This window comes from Sinobaca sp. H24 (genome assembly GCF_023845525.1).
Genome location: NZ_JALBWT010000002.1, coordinates 258168 through 277080 on the forward strand (window position 1 = coordinate 258168; position 18913 = coordinate 277080).

General features: G+C 45.4%; 11 protein-coding genes and 9 pseudogenes. 19 read left to right on the plus strand and 1 reads right to left on the minus strand.

The window, feature by feature from the left end; all coding sequences use genetic code 11:
- Positions 1-98 precede the first annotated feature (98 nt).
- The 19 genes and pseudogenes from MMY81_RS04545 to MMY81_RS04635 all read left to right on the plus strand — a co-directional run bounded on the left by MMY81_RS04545 (position 99) and on the right by MMY81_RS04635 (position 17906).
- A pseudogene (locus MMY81_RS04545) lies at positions 99-936 on the plus strand (CheR family methyltransferase).
- A 119-nt stretch (positions 937-1055) separates the two neighbouring features.
- Positions 1056-2229: pseudogene (gene aroC, locus MMY81_RS04550) on the plus strand (chorismate synthase).
- Positions 2229-3320, plus strand: coding sequence for a 3-dehydroquinate synthase (gene aroB / locus MMY81_RS04555; protein ID WP_252311801.1), 1092 nt, complete (start codon positions 2229-2231; stop codon positions 3318-3320). Before aroC ends, aroB begins: the two are co-directional and overlap by 1 nt.
- Complete coding sequence (gene aroH / locus MMY81_RS04560) at positions 3313-3690, plus strand: chorismate mutase (RefSeq protein WP_252311802.1); 378 nt, start codon at positions 3313-3315, stop codon at positions 3688-3690. The genes aroB and aroH overlap by 8 nt, the downstream gene beginning before the upstream one ends.
- Positions 3691-3912: 222 nt before the next feature.
- Positions 3913-5430 (plus strand): annotated as a pseudogene (trpE, locus tag MMY81_RS04565) (anthranilate synthase component I).
- Positions 5423-6448 (plus strand): anthranilate phosphoribosyltransferase, encoded by a 1026-nt coding sequence (gene trpD, locus MMY81_RS04570; RefSeq protein ID WP_252311803.1) that lies wholly within the window; start codon positions 5423-5425, stop codon positions 6446-6448. The pseudogene trpE and the gene trpD overlap by 8 nt, the downstream one beginning before the upstream one ends.
- Positions 6441-7213: pseudogene (gene trpC / locus MMY81_RS04575) on the plus strand (indole-3-glycerol phosphate synthase TrpC). The gene trpD and the pseudogene trpC overlap by 8 nt, the downstream one beginning before the upstream one ends.
- 167 nt (positions 7214-7380) lie before the next feature.
- The gene (locus tag MMY81_RS04580) at positions 7381-7842 is read left to right on the plus strand and encodes a phosphoribosylanthranilate isomerase (protein ID WP_252311804.1); all 462 of its coding nucleotides are present in this window, start codon (positions 7381-7383) and stop codon (positions 7840-7842) included.
- Complete coding sequence (trpB, locus tag MMY81_RS04585) at positions 7835-9034, plus strand: tryptophan synthase subunit beta (protein WP_252311805.1); 1200 nt, start codon at positions 7835-7837, stop codon at positions 9032-9034. The genes MMY81_RS04580 and trpB overlap by 8 nt, the downstream gene beginning before the upstream one ends.
- A complete protein-coding gene (gene trpA / locus MMY81_RS04590; RefSeq protein ID WP_252311806.1) occupies positions 9031-9855 on the plus strand; it encodes a tryptophan synthase subunit alpha in 825 nt (274 codons plus the stop codon). The genes trpB and trpA overlap by 4 nt, the downstream gene beginning before the upstream one ends.
- Before the next feature lie 14 nt (positions 9856-9869).
- Positions 9870-10973, plus strand: coding sequence for a histidinol-phosphate transaminase (hisC, locus tag MMY81_RS04595; protein WP_252311807.1), 1104 nt, complete (start codon positions 9870-9872; stop codon positions 10971-10973).
- A 28-nt stretch (positions 10974-11001) separates the two neighbouring features.
- Positions 11002-12102, plus strand: a pseudogene (locus MMY81_RS04600) (prephenate dehydrogenase).
- Positions 12103-12385: 283 nt separating this feature from the next.
- Positions 12386-13642 carry a tetratricopeptide repeat protein gene (locus MMY81_RS04605; protein ID WP_252311808.1) on the plus strand — a complete coding sequence of 419 codons (1257 nt, stop codon included), beginning with the start codon at positions 12386-12388 and terminating at the stop codon, positions 13640-13642.
- A 13-nt stretch (positions 13643-13655) separates the two neighbouring features.
- Positions 13656-14108, plus strand: coding sequence for a DUF2487 family protein (locus tag MMY81_RS04610; RefSeq protein WP_252311809.1), 453 nt, complete (start codon positions 13656-13658; stop codon positions 14106-14108).
- A 278-nt stretch (positions 14109-14386) separates the two neighbouring features.
- Positions 14387-14886, plus strand: a pseudogene (locus MMY81_RS04615) (QcrA and Rieske domain-containing protein).
- A 14-nt stretch (positions 14887-14900) separates the two neighbouring features.
- Positions 14901-15574: pseudogene (qcrB, locus tag MMY81_RS04620) on the plus strand (menaquinol-cytochrome c reductase cytochrome b subunit).
- 38 nt (positions 15575-15612) lie between these two features.
- Positions 15613-16436 (plus strand): annotated as a pseudogene (locus MMY81_RS04625) (menaquinol-cytochrome c reductase cytochrome b/c subunit).
- Positions 16437-16517: 81 nt separating this feature from the next.
- A pseudogene (gene lhaT / locus MMY81_RS04630) lies at positions 16518-17110 on the plus strand (lipoprotein heptaprenylglyceryl N-acetyltransferase LhaT).
- 115 nt (positions 17111-17225) lie between these two features.
- A complete protein-coding gene (locus MMY81_RS04635; RefSeq protein WP_120193233.1) occupies positions 17226-17906 on the plus strand; it encodes a zinc metallopeptidase in 681 nt (226 codons plus the stop codon).
- Here MMY81_RS04635 and MMY81_RS04640 read toward each other — a convergent pair.
- Positions 17890-18837: a YitT family protein gene (locus tag MMY81_RS04640; RefSeq protein ID WP_252311810.1), complete on the minus strand. Its 948-nt coding sequence runs from the start codon at positions 18835-18837 to the stop codon at positions 17890-17892. The genes MMY81_RS04635 and MMY81_RS04640 overlap by 17 nt on opposite strands.
- Positions 18838-18913 lie beyond the last annotated feature (76 nt).

Sequence of the window (18913 nt, forward strand, 5' to 3'; positions counted from 1 at the left end):
AATAAGCAGGATGTACTCTTCTCCGCAGGCTTTTACTCATGATATGATAGACAATGCGTAACAAACCGCGAATGAAACGAAAAGGATGTATAAGACCAATGAAGAGCAGAGAATCCAGTGCTTTCGCTTCCCAAAAAAGATCCGGTATTCCGGCCGGTGATTATATTGTTTTTACTGAGAAAGTCAAAACAAAAACGGGTATTGATTTATCTTTGTACAAAGAAGATCAGATGAAGCGCAGGCTGAAAACTTTTTATGAGAAAAAAGGGTTTTCCAGCTTTGTCTCTTTTTTTTGATGATGGTTTAATGAAAAAAGATGAGCTGTTTCATCAATTTTTAGAACGAATGACAATAAATGTGTCGGAGTTTTATAGAAATCCGTCCAGATGGGAACAGCTCGAAGAGACAATTTTTCCATTGTTGTGTAAAGGCTCTTCGGTTTTTAAAGTATGGTCGGCTGCCTGTTCGACCGGGGAAGAACCATACACTATTTCCCATATGTTAAATGAAGCACCCTACTGCAGCCATTACAGTATACTCGCCACCGATATCGATACCAATGCCCTGCTCACTGCAGAAAAAGGAATCTACACGTCTCATACGCTCAGCGCCGTTCACATGGCCAGGCCGGGACTGCTGAAAAAAACGGACGACGGGTATGAAGTATCCGCCCATTTACGTAGTAAAGTAACGTTTAAACAGCTGAACCTTTTAGGAGATGCGTTTGACCGTCAGTTTGATTTTATATCATGCCGGAACGTACTAATCTATTTTACCGAATCAGCTAAAGCCGATTTATACAGAAAATTTTATCATTCCCTGAAGGAAGGTGGAATTCTGTTTGTAGGAAGCACGGAACAGATTTTCCAGCCGCAGCAGTTTGGTTTTGAAACAGCCGGGCCGTTTCTTTATAGAAAAAACAGCCGGCTGCTGTAGACAGAATAGAATAAATCTTCAAACGCAAAATACGCATAATACAAAAAATTATGTTACAATTTAATGCATAAAAGCACTAAAGAGCTCATGGAGCGTATGGAATAGGAGAGAATAAAACGATGAGATATTTAACAGCGGGAGAATCACACGGGCCACAGCAGACGACAATTATTGAGGGAGTTCCATCCCAGCTTGAACTGCTGCAGGAAGATATTAACACAGAATTAAAAAGAAGACAGGGCGGACACGGCAGAGGCCGCCGCATGCAGATAGAAAAAGATACTGTGGCTATTGCAGGCGGAGTAAGGCACGGAAAAAACGACGGGTGCCCCTTTAGCTTTAATAGTTGAAAATGACGATTTTAAACATTGGACGAAAATTATGGGAGCCGATCCGCTTACCGAAGAAGAAGAAAAGGAAATGAAGCGTGTCATCAGCAGGCCTCGTCCGGGCCATGCCGATTTGAACGGTGCTATTAAATACGGCCACCGGGACATGCGTAATGTACTTGAGCGTTCCTCTGCAAGAGAAACGACAGCCAGAGTGAGCGCCGGAGCGGTAGCCAAGAAGTTACTTAAAACGCTGGGTATTGAAGTAGGCGGGCAGGTTCTGGAAATTGGCGGGATTGAATCAAAAGACCGTGATTATACAGATATCCACGATTTAAAAGAACGCACCGAAGCTTCGCCCGTTAGATGTCTGGACAAAAATGCAGAAAAAGAAATGATGCAGGCAATTGATGACGCGAAAAAAGACGGCGACTCCATCGGAGGTATCGTCCAGACCGTCATTACAGGAATGCCGGCAGGGGTAGGAAGCTACGTTCATTACGACCGTAAGCTTGATGCCAAAATAGCCGGAGCGGTTATGAGCATTAACGCCTTTAAAGGTGTGGAAGTAGGGCTTGGCTTTGAAGCAGGCCGTATGAACGGAAGTAAAGTACATGATGAAATATTATGGGAAGAAGGCCGCGGCTACTACAGAAGCCGCAACAACCTGGGCGGTTTTGAAGGCGGAATGACAACAGGTATGCCTATTACTATCCAGGGCGTAATGAAGCCGATACCGACCTTGTATAAACCATTAAGAAGTGTAGATATCGAAACAAAAGAACCTTTTGAAGCAAGTATTGAACGCTCAGACAGCTGTGCTGTTCCGGCAGCATCTGTTGTAATGGAAAATGTGATTGCATTTGAAGTCGCCAATGCCATTCTTGAAATGTTTGGAGCCGACCGTATTGATGCGATTCAGGAAAATATTAAAAAACACAATGAATGGGCGCGTGATTTTTAATGGAACAGCTCTTCGTTAATGCTTCACTTTCCTCCTATCCGGTTTATATCGGGGAGGGGATCCGAAGCAGAACGGGGGAGTTACTCCTCTCTGAAGCAGAAGGCGCGGACAAAATATTTGTTATTACAGATAATGCTGTGGGCCCTTTATATCTTGAAGATGTAGTGCAGTCTTTTCCGGATCATGTAGAAGTATTTACATTTACAGTGGAGAGCGGAGAAGCCTCCAAATCTTTCGCGGAGTATAAACACATTTTAACTGCTATGCTCGAAAGCGGACTGGACCGCAAGTCTGTTGTTACGGCTTTGGGCGGCGGTGTAGTAGGTGATCTGGCAGGTTTTGCGGCGGCAACATATATGCGCGGCATTCCATTTGTACAGATGCCGACCACGCTTTTAGCCCACGACAGTAGTGTAGGCGGCAAAACCGGGATTAATCATCCACTCGGCAAAAATATGATTGGGGCTTTTCATCAGCCTTCTGCCGTTATTTACGACGTAGAAATGCTGCAGACCCTCCCGGATAAAGAATGGCGCTCCGGTTTTGCAGAAATGATGAAGCATGCCTATATTAAAGACGCCTCTTTTCTCGAATGGCTGCAGCTTCATATAACAACGATAGAAGACGTGAAAGTATCGGCTGTTTCCATGCTGAAGCGTTCTATTCAGGTTAAAGCAGATATTGTAGCTCTTGATGAAAGAGAGACAGGCGTGAGGGCTCACTTGAATTTCGGTCATACGTTCGGCCATGCTGTTGAAAACACAGCCGGCTATGGAAAGTGGGCGCACGGTGAAGCGGTAGCGGCAGGAATGCTTTTTGCGATGCAGCTAAGTAACGAAGAAGGTTTGTCAGCCTGGGATACGAAAAAAGAGAAAGAATGGCTGCTGTCTTTAGGCTATCCGCTTGTGATGACAGAGCTTTCAGCAGACAGCCTGCTGAAAGCTATGAAAAAAGATAAAAAAACCTCGGCGGGTGTGCTTACTTTTGTCCTTGTAACAGAGCCCGGCGAAACGATTACAAAGCAGATACCGGACGAAACCGTGCACAGGCTGCTGGAGTCATTTATTGAAAGGGGGAGATCGGATGATTAGAGGACTGAGAGGAGCTACGACAGTAGAACAAAACGATGCGGAAGTCATTGCGCAGGAAACAGAAGCGCTTCTCGGACAAATGATTGAAAAAAATGATATTTCCCCTGAACAGGTTGCGCATGTCTGGTTTACTGTAACCGAAGATATTGATGCAGCTTTTCCTGCGAAAGCAGCGAGACAGTTTAAAGGATGGGAGTATGTACCGGTCATGTGTGCCCGCGAAATTCCCGTACCCGGGAGCCTGGAAAAATGCATTCGGATCATGCTTACTGCAGATACAAAGAAAGCGCAGAATGAAATGCATCACGTTTATTTAAATAAAGCAGTAGTCCTGCGGCCTGACCTTGAGTTGACAGATACAAAAGAATAGAGGTAGGATTACTGATAAGATTAGAAGAGCATTTAGAATAGACAAAGAGCAGAGTAAAGCAGAGCAGCAGCAGAGATGAGTGGAGCTTAGACAGAGATTATTATCCGCATATTAAAGCATACCTATAAGCAGCAGGACGTGCGGGCATACCCGCCGCTTTTTGCTGTTCCTACCCTCATTCTCCTTTTCTGCCATACTCCTGTTCTTGAGAGGAGCGTTATGATGACAGAAACATCAATGGAGTCCTTCCAAAAGCAGGCGGAAAGTCATCCGCTCGTACCCTACGTACGTACTTTTTTCACAGATTTATTAACCCCAATTGAATTATTCAAAAACATTGAAGAACAGGCAGTGTTTATTTTAGAAAGTAAAGATCCGGCTTCATCCTGGTCCCGGTATTCATTTATAGGTCTGAATCCGTCTTATCGGATCCGGGAGAAAAACGGTTTGTTTCAATTTGTAGAAGAAGCCTCTCAGCAGGTGAAAGCAGAGAACAACAGCCTGGCTGTTTTATTTGAAGAAAGCCTCTCCATTATTAATCCGGGTATTCCTTCTATTTCCCTACCTTTTAAAGGTGGTGCAGTGGGGGTAGTAGCCTACGATACAATTGAACAGTTTGAGGATGGAATTACTGCAGCTGACAAAACGGATGAAGAAAGCAATGTTTTATTATTATTCTGTGAGACGATTATTGCGCTCGATCATGATACGAAAGAACTTTCCTTTGTTCATTACGAAAACAATGAGCAGGAAGAAGTGCCGGTGCGTTATCAAAAAGCACAGGAAACCGTAGAGAAATTAATGTCCATGATGCAGGATCATAAAAAAACAGACGCTTTTTAACCCCATATAACACACAACAGGATGTGGATTTTTCTAAAGTCGTATCAAATTATAAAAAAGAAAAGTTTCTGGAAGATGTCCGGACTATTAAAGAATATATAAAAGCCGGTGATATCTTTCAGGCCGTTCTTTCCCAGCGTTTTGAGCGGGATATACACGTTACCGGATTTCAACTGTACCGGATTCTGCGCATGGTTAACCCGTCCCCTTACCTGTTTTATTTGAAGCTGGACGGACGCGAGGTGATCGGAAGCTCTCCGGAGCGGCTTATTCAGGTCGAAAATACCCACGTAGAAATTCATCCGATTGCCGGCACAAGAAAACGCGGAAAAAGTGAAGAAGAAGATCTGGCATTGGAGAAGGATCTGCTGGCTGATGAAAAAGAACGGGCCGAGCATTATATGCTGGTGGATCTGGCAAGAAATGACGTAGGAAGAGTGGCTGATTATGGCTCTGTAAACACACCGGTTCTGCTTGAAGTAGGCAGATTCTCCCACGTGATGCATATCATTTCCAAGGTGACAGGCCGTCTGGCAGACGGTACGCTTCCTATTGAAGCCCTGCAGGCTTCTTTTCCGGCCGGAAACCGTTTCCGGTGCACCTAAAATCAGGGCGATGCAGATTTTAAAAGAGCTCGAGCCGACACGGCGCGGTATTTATGCAGGTGCTGTCTGCTATTTAGGATACGACGGCAATATCGATTCATGTATTTCCATCAGAACGATGATAGTAGAAAATGGCAAAGCCCGTATTCAGGCAGGAGCAGGAATTGTAGCAGACTCAGTACCGGAATTGGAATATGAGGAAACGCAGAATAAAGCAGCGGCTCTGCTTCGCGCAATTGAAGTAGCTGAAGAAATGTTTTATGAGGAAGGGGAAGCGGTAAAAGATGCTTAAAAAACTGCTGGCGTCATGTATAGAAGGCAACAGGCTGACAGAGGAAGAGGCTTACCAGGCGATGGACATTATTATGAAGGGTGAAGCTACGGAAAGCCAAATTGCAAGCCTGCTTTCCATTTTACGATACCGCGGAGAAACGGTAGACGAAATGACAGGGTTTGCCCGTGCTATGAAAGAGCATGTGATCCAAATCAATCATATGGAATCTTTTGTAGTAGACACCTGCGGCACCGGCGGAGATTTAAGTTCCACTTTTAATATCTCCACCGCGGCGGCAATCGGCTTGTCCGCCATGGGCGTTAAAGTGGCAAAGCATGGAAATCGTTCGGTTTCCTCCAAAAGCGGGAGTGCGGATGTATTGGAAAAGTTAAACATTTCCGTTCAGTCCACCCCGGAAGAAGCGGCACGGTCGCTTAAAGAAAAGCAGATGGCATTTTTATTTGCTCCCCTGTACCACGTATCGATGAAACATGCTGTAACTCCCCGTAAAGAAATAGGGTTCCGTACCATTTTTAACCTGCTTGGACCGTTAACCAATCCGGCAAATGCAGATGCCCAGGTGATCGGTGTTTTTAAAAAAGAAGCCGGTCTTCAGATGGCAGAAACCCTGCAGCGACTCGGAGCAAAGCGGGCCCTGCTCGTCACCGGAGCCGACGGACTGGACGAGATTACCATCACCGGAAAAACGTACGTAGCCGAGCTCAAAGATGGCACAATATCAGAATATACAATAACGCCGGAGGAAATCGGTGCTGTCTCCGCCTCCATTGAAGAAGTACAGGTGGAGACCTCTGAAGAAAGCGCCGCATTAATAGAAAAGATTTTCGCGAACGAGGCCGGGCAGGCTGCAACAGATATTCTTTTATTAAATACAGCAGCAGCTTTATATGTAGCAGGCAAAGCGCCTTCCATAAAAGAGGGCTATCAGCAGGCAAAAGCAGCGCTTGAGTCCGGTCTCTTCTTAAAACAGCTGTATCGTCTACAGGAAAGCGGGGTCGAAGAAAGCCATGCTTGATAAAATACTTGCAACGAAAGCAGAGGAAATAAAAGATATAAAGCTTGAAAAACAAATACACGTACCGTTTTACTCATTAAAAGAAGCTCTGGAAAAACAGCAGGGCATCATCCGGGTTATTGCCGAAGTGAAAAAGGCATCCCCTTCCAAAGGAGTAATCCGGGAGGACTTTGACCCGGTCTCGATTGCAAAAAGCTATGAAGCAGGCGGCGCCGCGGCTCTCTCTGTGTTAACGGACGTTACTTATTTTCAGGGGGCACGGGAATATGTAACAGCTGTAAAGCAGGCAGTCAATCTGCCGGTACTGCGGAAGGATTTTATTATTGATGAAAAGCAGATTGAAGAAAGCAGGCGTATCGGGGCAGATGCTATTCTGCTGATTGCAGAAGCAATGAAACCGTCTCGTCTTCACGAGCTTTATAAAGAAGCAAAAGCAACGGGTCTGGATGTTCTGGTAGAGTGCCATTCCAAAGACGAATTAACGGCGCTTCTCGACGAATTCGAGCCGGAAATTATCGGTATCAATAATCGCGATTTAAAAACGTTTTATACTTCGCTTGACACGACGAGAGATCTTTCTGCTCTTCTGCCGGAAGAAAGTCTATTAGTGAGCGAAAGCGGCATTGCGACCTATGAAGACGTGCTGGAAGTTAAAAAAGCAGGGGGCGCGGTGTTCTTGTAGGGGAGTCGCTTATGCGCCAGCCGGACGTGGAACAGGCACTGCGAAAGCTGCTGGGAGAAACCAATGTTTCAACCGATATATAAATTCTGCGGGGTTCATTCAGCCGCGGGACTGCAGACAGCTGCAGCCTCACAGGCAGCCTACATCGGTTTTGTGATGGCTGAGAGCAGGCGGTACGTGTCTGCGGACACTGTTAAAAAGTGGCTGGAGCATTATCCGGACCTGGACAAAAAAGTAGTGTTTTCTTTTCGTGAACGAAACCCTGGATACGATCAAAAAAGCAGTAGAAACTGTCCATCCGGACGTTATTCAGCTGCACGGTTCCGAAACACCGGAGCAGTCTGCAGCTGTAAAAGAAGCTTTTCCGGGTATTGAAATATGGAAAGCCGTACACCATGACCCCAATTCACTATTGTTACTGGAGCAGTTTTTAAACAATGTAGACGGGTTTGTTATTGATGCCAAAGCAAAGCATGCTTGGGGCGGCAGTGGAGAATCATTTGACTGGTCGCATGCCGGCCGTTATATAGAGTATGGCAGACGCATGGGTGTACCTCTGTTTATTGCCGGGGGCATTACACCTGATAATGTGCAGGAGCTTTTGGAACATGAACCATGGGGCATTGACCTTTCCAGCGGGCTGGAAAGCAGTGGAGAAAAAGATCCGGAAAAAGTAAGACAACTGGAAAAGAGGTTATGTGAAAATGAGTAAAGTATATCCAGATGATAAAGGGCGCTATGGCGCATTTGGAGGAAAATTTGTACCGGAGACGCTGATGTTTGCTCTTGAAGAGCTCGAACAGGCTTTTGAAAAAGCATGGAATGATGAGGCGTTTATGAATGATTATCATCACACGCTGGAAGAGTTTGCCGGCCGTCCAACTCCTTTAACCTATGCAGAGCGGCTTACCGAAAAACTTGGCGGCGCTAAAATCTATCTGAAGCGTGAAGACCTGCTTCATACCGGGGCCCATAAACTTAATAATGCTGTTGGTCAGGCTCTTTTGGCAAAACGAATGGGGAAAAAGAAAATAGTTGCCGAAACCGGAGCAGGCCAGCACGGCGTAGCTACGGCGACAGTATGTGCCCGTATGGGACTGGAATGTAAAGTGTTTATGGGAGAAGAAGACATGAGACGGCAGTCCCTGAATGTTTTTCGGATGGAACTGCTTGGGGCAGAGGTTGTACCTGCGCTTTCCGGAAGCAAAACGTTGAAAGACGCTACAAACGAAGCGATCCGCTACTGGGTTTCCAATGTAGAAGACACCTTTTATTTGATTGGTTCCGTCGTAGGGCCTCATCCATATCCAAAAGTGGTCCGCAATTTTCAGCGCATTATTGGAGATGAGACAAAGCAGCAGCTTCAGGACATTGAACAGTCCCTGCCTGATGCAGCAGTTGCCTGCGTAGGCGGAGGCAGTAATGCCATCGGAATGTTTTATCCTTTCCTGGAAGATGAAGTAGAGTTATACGGCGCTGAAGCTGCCGGAATGGGAGTGGAAACAAGCCAGCACGCCGCTACAATCAGCAAAGGCACTAAAGGCGTCATTCACGGATCCCTTACCTATTTAATTCAGGATGAAAACGGCCAGATTATTGAACCGTATTCGATATCAGCCGGTCTTGACTACCCGGGCATTGGTCCTGAGCATTCCCATCTTGCCGAAAGCGGCAGAGTACAGTATGAAGCAGTAACAGATGATGAAGCAATGGAAGCTCTTAAAGAATTAACCCGTACGGAAGGTATTTTCCCGGCGATTGAAACGGCGCATGCACTTCATCTGGCTTTTGCACAGGCCAAAAAGATGTCGAAAGATCAGATATTGGTCATCTGCGCTTCAGGCCGTGGGGACAAAGACGTAAATACTATTAAAGAGTCATTGGAACGGGAGGTGCAGTCATGACGAGACAAACCGTCCGCGAGGCTGCAGAAAGCGCCTCCTACCCACTGTTTATTCCCTTCATTATGGCAGGGGATCCAAATAAGGAAACGACCATTGAGCTGGCATTAACGATGCAGGAAGCCGGAGCCCATATTCTGGAGCTGGGCATCCCTTATTCAGATCCTCTAGCCGATGGTCCCGTACTGCAGCGCTCCGCTCTTCGTGCCCTAAAGCATGGCATGTCGCTCACAGAGGCTATAGAATTAATTCCTGAGATGAGAAAAAAAGGGTTAACGATTCCTGTTATTATTTTTTCCTACTACAATCCGGTGCTGCGGATGGGAATTGAAACGTTTATAGAGAAGCTTACAGAAAATGAAGCAGACGGTGTACTCATTCCAGATCTTCCATTAGAGGAAAGTGAAGAATTAAGCACCCTTACTAAAAAAGAAAATCTTGCTAATATTTCTCTTGTAGCTCCGACTTCAAGCACAAGACTGGAAAAAATTGCTGCCCAGGCGGAAGGGTTTTTATACTGTGTATCAAGTCTGGGGGTTACAGGCACAAGAGAAGAATTTCCTCCGGAAGCCTATTCCTTTATCGAAGAGGTGAAAGCCAGCAGTGAAGTGCCGGTCGCCGTAGGATTTGGCATCTCCACCCCTGAACAGGTGAAGAGGTTGCAAGGCTCAGCCGATGGGGTTATTATTGGTAGTGCAATTATGAAAAAAGTGGAAGGCCTTCAGGCTGAATTAGAGCATGAAGCGAAACGCCGGGACGCGCTCCAGTCCATCCAGCAGTATGTAGAGGGTTTATTAGCCGTCCCATCCTCGCACCAACAATAAATGGAGGAATCGTAATGAAAGCTAAAAAGCAGATATACGGCATGACACCATACCAGCCGGGAAAACCGATAGAAGAAGTAAAAAAAGAGCTGGGTCTTTCAGAAGTAATCAAACTTGCTTCCAACGAAAACCCATATGGCGCATCCGATCGCGTGAAGCACACGCTTGAAGATACGGCCGGCCACCTGGAAGTTTATCCGGATGGCTATGCTGCGGCGCTCCGCAAAAAGACCGCTGACTTTCTTGGAGTGAAAGAAGAGCAGCTTGTATTTGGAGCCGGGTCTGATGAAGTTATTCTTATGCTGTGCCGTACGTTTTTGGATCATACGACGAACACGGTTATGGCAACTCCTTCCTTCTCCCAGTATAAACATAATGCATTAATTGAAGGGGCGGAAATCCGGGAAGTCCCTTTAAAGGATGGAGTGCATGATCTGGATGCGATGCTTGAAGCGATTGATGAACAGACCCGGATTGTATGGGTATGCAACCCAAATAATCCAAGCGGAACGTATGTAAATAACACTGCTTTCCGGGAATTTGTTAAGCAGGTCCCAGACGATGTGCTTATCGTATCGGACGAAGCTTATATTGAATATGTAACCGCGGATGATTATCCGCAGACGATGTCCATGCTTGCAGACACACCGAACTTAATGCTTCTGCGCACATTTTCCAAAGCTTATGGCATGGCTTCGCTGCGGGTAGGATTCGGCATTGCTTCACCGGAGCTGATTTCGCTTGTAGATAGAGTACGCCCGCCGTTTAATTTAACGACGGCAAGCCAGGTGGCGGCAATTGAAGCAATAGAAGATCAGGAGCACATTAAGCAGTGTGTGGCAGATAATGCGGAAGGACTTAAGGAACTGCAGAATTTCTGCAGTAAGCATAAGCTTACGTACCTGCCGACCCAGGCAAATTTCCTGCTTATTTATGTAAAAGTGCCGGGAGATGTAATGTTTCAGGCTCTATTGAAAAAAGGATTTATCGTCCGGTCGGGACAGGCGCTTGGGTTTCCGGAAGCAATTCGGGTGACCGTTGGTACAAAAGAACAAAATAAAGCATTTATGACAGCATTTGCTGCCTGCTTGGAGGAAGTCAACGTATCTTCCAAGTAACAAAGGATACGCTTAAAGGAGTACAAACGTGGCAAATAAAAAAGTGTGTGTTATTGGAATGGGCCTGATAGGCGGTTCCATTGCTTTGGCAATCAAAAAAGAGCATCATGCAGAAATAACAGGTGTAGACGTAGATAAAAATCAGCTCCGTCTGGCCAAGTCGCTGGGTGTTATTGACGTCTGTGCCGAATCACTGGAAGCTGGAGCAAAAGAAGCAGACCTGGTGGTCGTAGCAGTCCCTGTAACAAAAACCGTCAATATTCTTGAAAAGCTTCAGCAGGCTGAATTAAAGCAGGGCGCTATTGTAACCGATGTAGGCAGCACCAAACAGCAGATCTGCGCCTCTGCCGACTTTTCGGAGCAAGGCGTCACTTTCATTGGAGGTCATCCGATGGCGGGATCTCATAAAAGCGGGGTGCAGGCAGCAAAACCCCACTTATTCGAAAACGCTTATTATGTTCTCACGCCTACGAATGGAACCGGCATGAATCGGGTTATTCAGCTGCAGAACTGGCTGAAGGGTACGTCTGCAAGATTTATTGAGATGGCTCCGCAGAGACATGATCAGGTGGCCGGCCTTATCAGCCATTTTCCGCATATTATAGCCGCAGGGCTAGTGCATCAGGTCCGGGATGCAGGGGAAAAGGATGGAATGGCAAGCCGGCTGGCAGCTGGAGGATTCAGGGATATTACAAGAATTGCATCTGCCAATCCCATTATGTGGCGGGATATACTTCTTCAAAATAAAGAAATGCTTCTGCAGCTTCTGGAAGACTGGAAAATACAAATGAATAAAATGGAGCTGCTTATCGAGGAAGAGGACAGCGAAAACATTCTGCATTATTTTTCAGAAGCAAAAAGTTTCCGCGATACGCTTCCCGTTCGGGAAAAAGGAGCACTGCAGTCTTTTTATGATCTATTTGTGGATGTACCGGATCACCCCGGGTCATTTCGGATGTAACCGGTATTCTTGCAAAAAAATAACATCAGCATTATAAATATTCGTATTATGGAAACGAGAGAAGATATAACAGGTGTTCTTCAGCTGACGTTCCGTTCGGAAACAGACAGGGAAGAAGGAAGCCGTTTTCTGCAGCAGTCCTTATATGACACCTATTTAGCTGAATAATCAGTAGTCGGCCGCCTGTTTTTCACAGGTGGCTTTTCTTTTAAAAAGAGTTGACAATATGGAAATTCTTGATAGAATATAGTTAGCGTATGGTTTCTCTCCACTCCTATCCATACCATTCATTTGAATAGCTTTTTGGCTAACCTGATTTGTAAGCGTTTACGAATCAGGTCTTTTTTTTATGTTCTCCTATAATAGATGCCGGTCGAACTCCACTGTATAGTTTGGTATACTGATACGAGTCAAAGAGGAATAAAGAAGGACGATGGAGGGTTTTAAACAAGTGGATTTAATAAAAATTTACGATATGATAAATAACGGCAGGGTCGAAGAAGGACTCGAGAAACTGGCAGCTCTTGAAAAAACTGCCTCTCACCAGGAAAAATACGATATTCTGCAGGTGTACGAAGAGCTTGGTCTTGCAGATAAATCCAAACCAATAATTGACGAGCTTATCCAGCATTATCCGGATGAAACAGAGCTTTATTTAATTGCAGCGGAAAATGCTATTGATCTGGACCAAGAAGAAGACGCTATTGAATGGCTGCTGGAAATAAAAGAAGAAGACGATAATTTCCTTCAGGCACAGATGCTTCTGGCTGATTTATATCAACTGCAGGGACTCGATGAAGTGGCGGAAACAAGACTGCTTCAGGCTCTTCAGAAAGCACCGGAAGAACCGGTGCTTCTGGCCGGCCTAGGTGAATACTATCTGGAAAGAGGAGATTTTGCCAAATCTATTCCTTACTTGAAACAAGCGGAACAGCACGGCTTTCAATATCCGGAAGGCAGCCTCTCCCTGCGGCTTGCTGAAGCATACAGCGCCACGGGCCAGTTTGAAGACGCTATGAAATATTACAAAACCGGACTTGAAGAAAAGCGGGAAATGAACGCGCTGTTTGGTTATGCTTATACAGCGCTACAGGTAAAAGACTATGAGCTTGCCGCACAGAAATTTGAAGAATTAAAAGCAATGGATTATGAATATGCTTCATTGTACCCTTATTTAATTCAGGCATATAAGCATCAGAAAAAATGGGAAGCTGCTTTTGAAGCCGTTCAGGAAGGTCTGAAAGTAGATAATTTTAATGATCAGCTCTATGTAGAAGCCGGTATTGTTCAGTGGTCTCTTGAAAATAAGGAATTGGCTGAAGGGTATTTGAAAGAAGCACTTGCCCTGAATCCTGCCAATGCCGAAGCAGCTTCCGTGCTGTTTTCCATGTGGCACCGTTATGAAGACTACGACAATATGATCGACCTGGCGGATCATCTTCAGGCTTTAGGAGAAACGGACGTATTGTTTGAATGGAATAAAGCCAGGGCTTACGCCGGCAGGGATGACCTCGAGGAGGCACTGCCATTGTTTGACAAAGTCTATCCCGAACTAAAAGAAAATACGGTATTTCTTGATGAATACGGCGAAGTGCTATTAGAAATGGGTTATAAAGAAAAAGCGGTGCTGATCTGGAATCAGCTTCTAATCGAAGAACCGGATAATCAAGCTGCAGCGCTGCGGATTGAGGAACTCGAACAGGAATAAAGGAGGATTTGCATTGAAATGGACCGCAGATGACATGACCGTATTTCTCCGGGAAAAACAGTATATTGATACGCTGCTGCTGCCGCTCCAGCCCGTGTCTTTTACGAATGAAATGAAACAAAGTGCCTCTATGCAGGAATTTGTGGAAGCATTAACCCGGGAGATGGAAAAGCAGTTTAAAGGCAGGGTTATGCTTTCTCCGGCTTTTCCTTATTTGAAACAAGAACCGGTGGAAGAGCAGCTGCCAAAAATCCAGAAGTGGATACAAGAGGCAAAAGAAGGCGGCTTTTCCCATATTATCCTGATCACTTCGGATGCCAGCTGGAAACAGGTGGAAAAAATATTGACGGAATGCTCGTCTGGATGCCATTTGTTCCTTTTGAAAACCTGGAGAACTCCTATAAAAACAAATCATTTCAGAACAGATGAAACAACTGCTGCCGCTGCTTACAATGAAATGGAATGAATAGCCGGCGGGTTTTGCCGCAGTTTACAGGCAACGTTGACATATCGTTAAAAGCTGGGATATTATTAAGATATTCCAGCTTTCTTTTTATCCAGAAAGGCAGGAAAGAGGGCTTGTTTTCTGTTATACTATAGTTAACAAACCAGTTTGCGAGAATGGTGTAGTTCTGCCTTTAACGGCATGTCTTTGCAATAATAAAATAGAAAAGCAGAGCCACGCTTCTTTTTTAGTTTGTTTTGTAAGGGCTTTATTTCTTTTTAATGGGGGAGGGAAATAGATTGAGTGAAAAAAAGCATAACGTATCCAGGCGTCAGTTTCTTACATATACGCTTACTGGAGTTGGCGGCTTTATGGCAGCAGGAGTAATACTTCCTATGGCGAGATTTGCAGTAGATCCGGTTCTTAAAGCGGGTGCAGAAAGCGACATGTATGCGGTTGCAGAAGTAGCGGATTTAACGGAAGAGCCGCAGCGGTTTGATTTTTCTTATGAACAGGTTGATGCCTGGTATCAGTCAGAAGTGACGGAAACAGCATGGATTTACAGAGAAGGAGATAATATCGTGGCTTTGTCACCTACCTGTACGCACCTGGGATGTACGGTGAACTGGATGCCAACGAAGATTATCCGGATCAGTTCTTCTGTCCCTGCCATTTCGGCCGTTTTGAAAAAGATGGAACGAATATTGCGGGTACACCGCCTACGGAGCCGCTTCATAAGTATGTAACGGAAGTAAGAGACGGAACGGTTTACTTAGGTACAGCAGAACCACAAATATAGGGGGTGTATTACATATGTTACAGCGCGTGTACGACTGGGTGGACGACCGTCTCGATATCACTCCTATGTGGAGGGATATAGCGGACCATGAAGTGCCGGAGCACGTAAATCCGGCTCACCATTTTTCCGCATTTGTTTACTGTTTCGGCGGTCTTACCTTTTTTATTACCGTTATTCAAATTTTATCCGGTATGTTTTTAACAATGTATTATGTTCCCGATATTGTAAATGCGTACGAATCGGTTCGTTATCTTCAAGGGGAAGTGGCATTTGGAGTAATTGTCCGTGGTATGCACCATTGGGGGGCAAGCCTTGTTATTGTTATGATGTTTCTTCATACCCTTCGGGTGTTTTTCACAGGATCTTATAAAAAGCCCCGTGAATTAAACTGGGTAGTCGGGTACTCATATTTTTCGTAATGCTTGGACTTGGATTTACAGGGTATCTTCTTCCCTGGGACATGAAGGCTTACTTTGCCACAGTGGTTGGATTGAAATCGCAGAAAGTGTGCCTGTTGTCGGGGAATTAACGAAGACGCTGCTGGCGGGGGATCCTGAGATTATTGGCGCACAGACGTTAACCAGATTCTTTGCCATTCATGTATTCTTCCTGCCGGGTGCACTGCTTGGATTACTTGCTGCCCACTTTATTATGGATTAGAAAACAAGGTATTTCTGGTCCATTGTAAAGGACAGTGAAGAATATACTGATTGGGGGATATAAACGATGCATAGAGGAAAAGGCATGAAATTTGTCGGAGACTCCCGTGTGCCTGACAATAAAAAACCGAATATCCCAAAACTATTCGGAGTTTCCTGGAAACACGGAAGCTTTCTGGCCGAACTTCCTGCTCAAGTGGCTCGTGGTGCCGTATTTCTTATCGGATTCTTATGTTTAACATTGCCCACCCGGCTCCGCTGGAAAGGCTGGCTGATCCTACGGATTCAGGCTACATACCGCTTCCTGACTGGTATTTCCTGTTTTTGTACCAGCTGCTTAAATACGAATATGCGTCCGGACAGCTTACGGTTAGGAGCGGTTATCATTCCAGGTCTTGCCTTTGGAGCGCTTCTTTTAGCTCCGTGGCTTGATACAGGACCAGAGCGTAGAGCCTCGAAACGTCCGATTGCTACTTCCTTAATGGTTCTTGGTGTGCTCGCTACCGTTTACCTGACGTGGGAATCGGTGGAAAGCCATGACTGGGAAGAAGCGGAAGCCAGGGAGAGATGCTTGACGAAGAGGAAATGGAAGCCGCGGAAAGTGTCGATATGGAAGCCGCCGGTTACGAAATTTATTCTGAGCAGGGCTGTATTGGCTGTCACGGCGACCAGCTCCAGGGTTCAGGGGCCGCCGGGCCTCCTATCTTTGACGTACCGTATGAGCCGGATGATGTAGCTGATATCGCAGTAAATGGTATTGGTGAAATGCCGGCCGGACAGTTTGAAGGAAGCGACGAAGATCTTCAGACACTCGCTGAATTTATCTCTTCCGGTGGAAATCCGGAAGAAGGCGGCGGAGAGGGCGGAGAAGAAGAGGAAACAGAAGAATAAGGCATTGACATTTTCGTCCTGTAAACGATATCGTTTATAGGACGATTTTGTGTGGAAATTTGTGAAGAAAAGAGGGGCTCTATGATTGTTCTTCGGTGGATGACCTATTCTCCAGTATTATGGATACTGCTTACGATTAATGTATTTGGTACGCTTTATGGGTATTACTGGTATGCGTACCAGCTGGCATCAACCCCGCCTGTTTTTCTTCTGTTTGTTCCCGACAGCCCGACGGCAAGTCTGTTTTTTTGTCTGGTTTTGTTTTCTTTTATTAAAAAAAACAGAACGGGCTGATCGAAGCACTTGCAGCAGTAACCCTTATTAAATACGGCATATGGGCTGTGGTCATGAACACAGCAGCAGGGCTGGCCGGCGGAGCGCTGGAATGGCAGCACTATATGCTGATTGCTTCCCATGCGGGCATGGCCATCCAGGCTTTTCTTTATATGCCTTTTTACCGGATCAAAGCCTGGCATCTTACAGCGGCGGCGGTATGGACGGTTCATAATGACATAATCGATTATGTATATGGAATGTATCCGTGGCTGTCACCGGCCTTAAGCAGCTATGTTTCCCACATCGGTTACTTTACGTTTTGGCTGGGAATTATTTCTGTAGGAGCTGTATATCTGCTCGGTGTACGCCGAAAGAGAAAAACGCTGAGCCTTATGTAATTTTTGAAATGGCTGTCATACAATCGTCAAAACCTGTCGAGCGTAGTGATTGACTTTCTTTGACGTTTTACATAAAATTAGAATATACACTATAAATGGAGGGGTCAAAGACACTATGGGAATAGGAGCATTTATTATTTACTTCCTGCTGCTTATGGGAATTCCTTTATGGGCACAGGCAAAAGTGAAAAAAGCTTACAAAAAATATTCTAAAGTTCCTAACTCATCCGGTATGACCGGTGCGGAAGTAGCACAACGAATTTTACACGATAATGGTATATATGATGTAGCGGTAGAGCCGGTAAGAGGCCAGTTGACCGACCACTATGATCCAAGTAAAAAAGTAGTGCGTCTGTCTGAAGGAAATTACAGTCAGCGCACAGTAGCAGCCCAGGCAATAGCCGCCCATGAAGTCGGCCATGCGATGCAGGATGCAGAAGATTATGCATTTCTTCGTTTCCGCAGCAAGCTTGTACCGGCAGCTACAAAAGGGTCAAACTTTGCTTTTCTATTTATTATTGCAGGTATGCTGCTTCAGTCGCAGGGAATGCTTTTAGCCGGTATCGTATTTATGAGTGCCGCCGTCCTGTTTCAAGTCGTTACGCTCCCGGTCGAATTTAACGCCAGCAGCCGGGCGATGACTCAGGTAGTCAGTACCGGAATAATTAAGAACAATGAAGAAAAAGAGACAAAAAAAGTACTCGATGCTGCAGCGTTAACTTATGTAGCAGCTGCACTGGTTGCCGTTCTTGAACTTGTACGATTCATTGCTATGTACTTTATGATGGACGAATAAAAGAATATGAAATAAGCCGAGAAGAGAGATCTTCTCGGCTTTCCTTCTGTTTAGGGCTATGAAACATGAAGCGGCTTTTTGTTTTCATCCAGCGTAAATCCTTCCCAATAACGTCCTGAACGTCATTAACAGTAACAAATGCATGGGGGTCAATATTCTCCACCAGGTTTTTGAGCCGGACCAGTTCATTGCGTCCGATAACGCAGTACAGTACTTGTTTATCAGATCCCGTGAAGGAGCCGGTACCTTTAAGTATCGTACCGCCGCGGCCCATCTCGTTGGTAATGGCTGCAGAGATTTCATCGGTATAGTCCGATATGATAAATGAAGCTTTAGCAGAGTAAGCCCCCTGCTGAATAAAGTCAATTACTTTTGCAGCGACAAACACGGCAACAAGCGTATACATCGCTTCCCGGTAGTTTAAATAGACAAGAGAGCTTGTAATAACCGCTGCATCAAATAAGAACAACGTACGGCCCATGCTCCAGCCGAAATAACGAAAACCGACCTTGGCAATAATATCGGCGCCTCCCGTGGTTCCGCCGAACCGGAAAACAATACCAAGTCCGGAGCCGACCAGGACCCCGGAAAACAGAGCCGCAAGCGTTAGGTCCTCCTGAAGTGGAAGATAAACGAGTGGAAATTGCTGAAACAGCCACAAAATAAAGAAATACTGAACGTACCAATGAGGGTATAGATAAAAACGACCGCGCCCGAGTACTTTCCAGCCTATGAGCAGAAGCGGGATATTTAATACAAGGTTTGACCAGGCGGGATCTACATCAAATATAAAATAAAAAATTAATGCAATACCGGTCAGTCCGCCATCAGCGAGATTGTTTTCCATGTTAAAATAGACAAGTCCAAATGACATTATAGCAGACCCAAGAATAACAAACGCTATGTTAGTAAGGTGCGTGCTCGTTTTCATATAGTATTCCTCCTTTAATCAATCAGCCTTTATTAGTATAAGCGAAGAAGGCAGGAGACAATTTGTTACGGATTGT

What these genes read in the sequence shown, in the direction of transcription:
- aroB (WP_252311801.1), top strand. Translation starts at nt 2,229, where the DNA reads ATGGAACAGCTCTTCGTTAATGCTTCACTTTCCTCCTATCCGGTTTAT.
- aroH (WP_252311802.1), top strand. Translation starts at nt 3,313, where the DNA reads ATGATTAGAGGACTGAGAGGAGCTACGACAGTAGAACAAAACGATGCG.
- trpD (WP_252311803.1), top strand. Translation starts at nt 5,423, where the DNA reads ATGCTTAAAAAACTGCTGGCGTCATGTATAGAAGGCAACAGGCTGACA.
- trpB (WP_252311805.1), top strand. Translation starts at nt 7,835, where the DNA reads ATGAGTAAAGTATATCCAGATGATAAAGGGCGCTATGGCGCATTTGGA.
- trpA (WP_252311806.1), top strand. Translation starts at nt 9,031, where the DNA reads ATGACGAGACAAACCGTCCGCGAGGCTGCAGAAAGCGCCTCCTACCCA.
- hisC (WP_252311807.1), top strand. Translation starts at nt 9,870, where the DNA reads ATGAAAGCTAAAAAGCAGATATACGGCATGACACCATACCAGCCGGGA.
- MMY81_RS04635 (WP_120193233.1), top strand. Translation starts at nt 17,226, where the DNA reads ATGGGAATAGGAGCATTTATTATTTACTTCCTGCTGCTTATGGGAATT.
- MMY81_RS04640 (WP_252311810.1), bottom strand. Translation starts at nt 18,837, where the DNA reads ATGAAAACGAGCACGCACCTTACTAACATAGCGTTTGTTATTCTTGGG.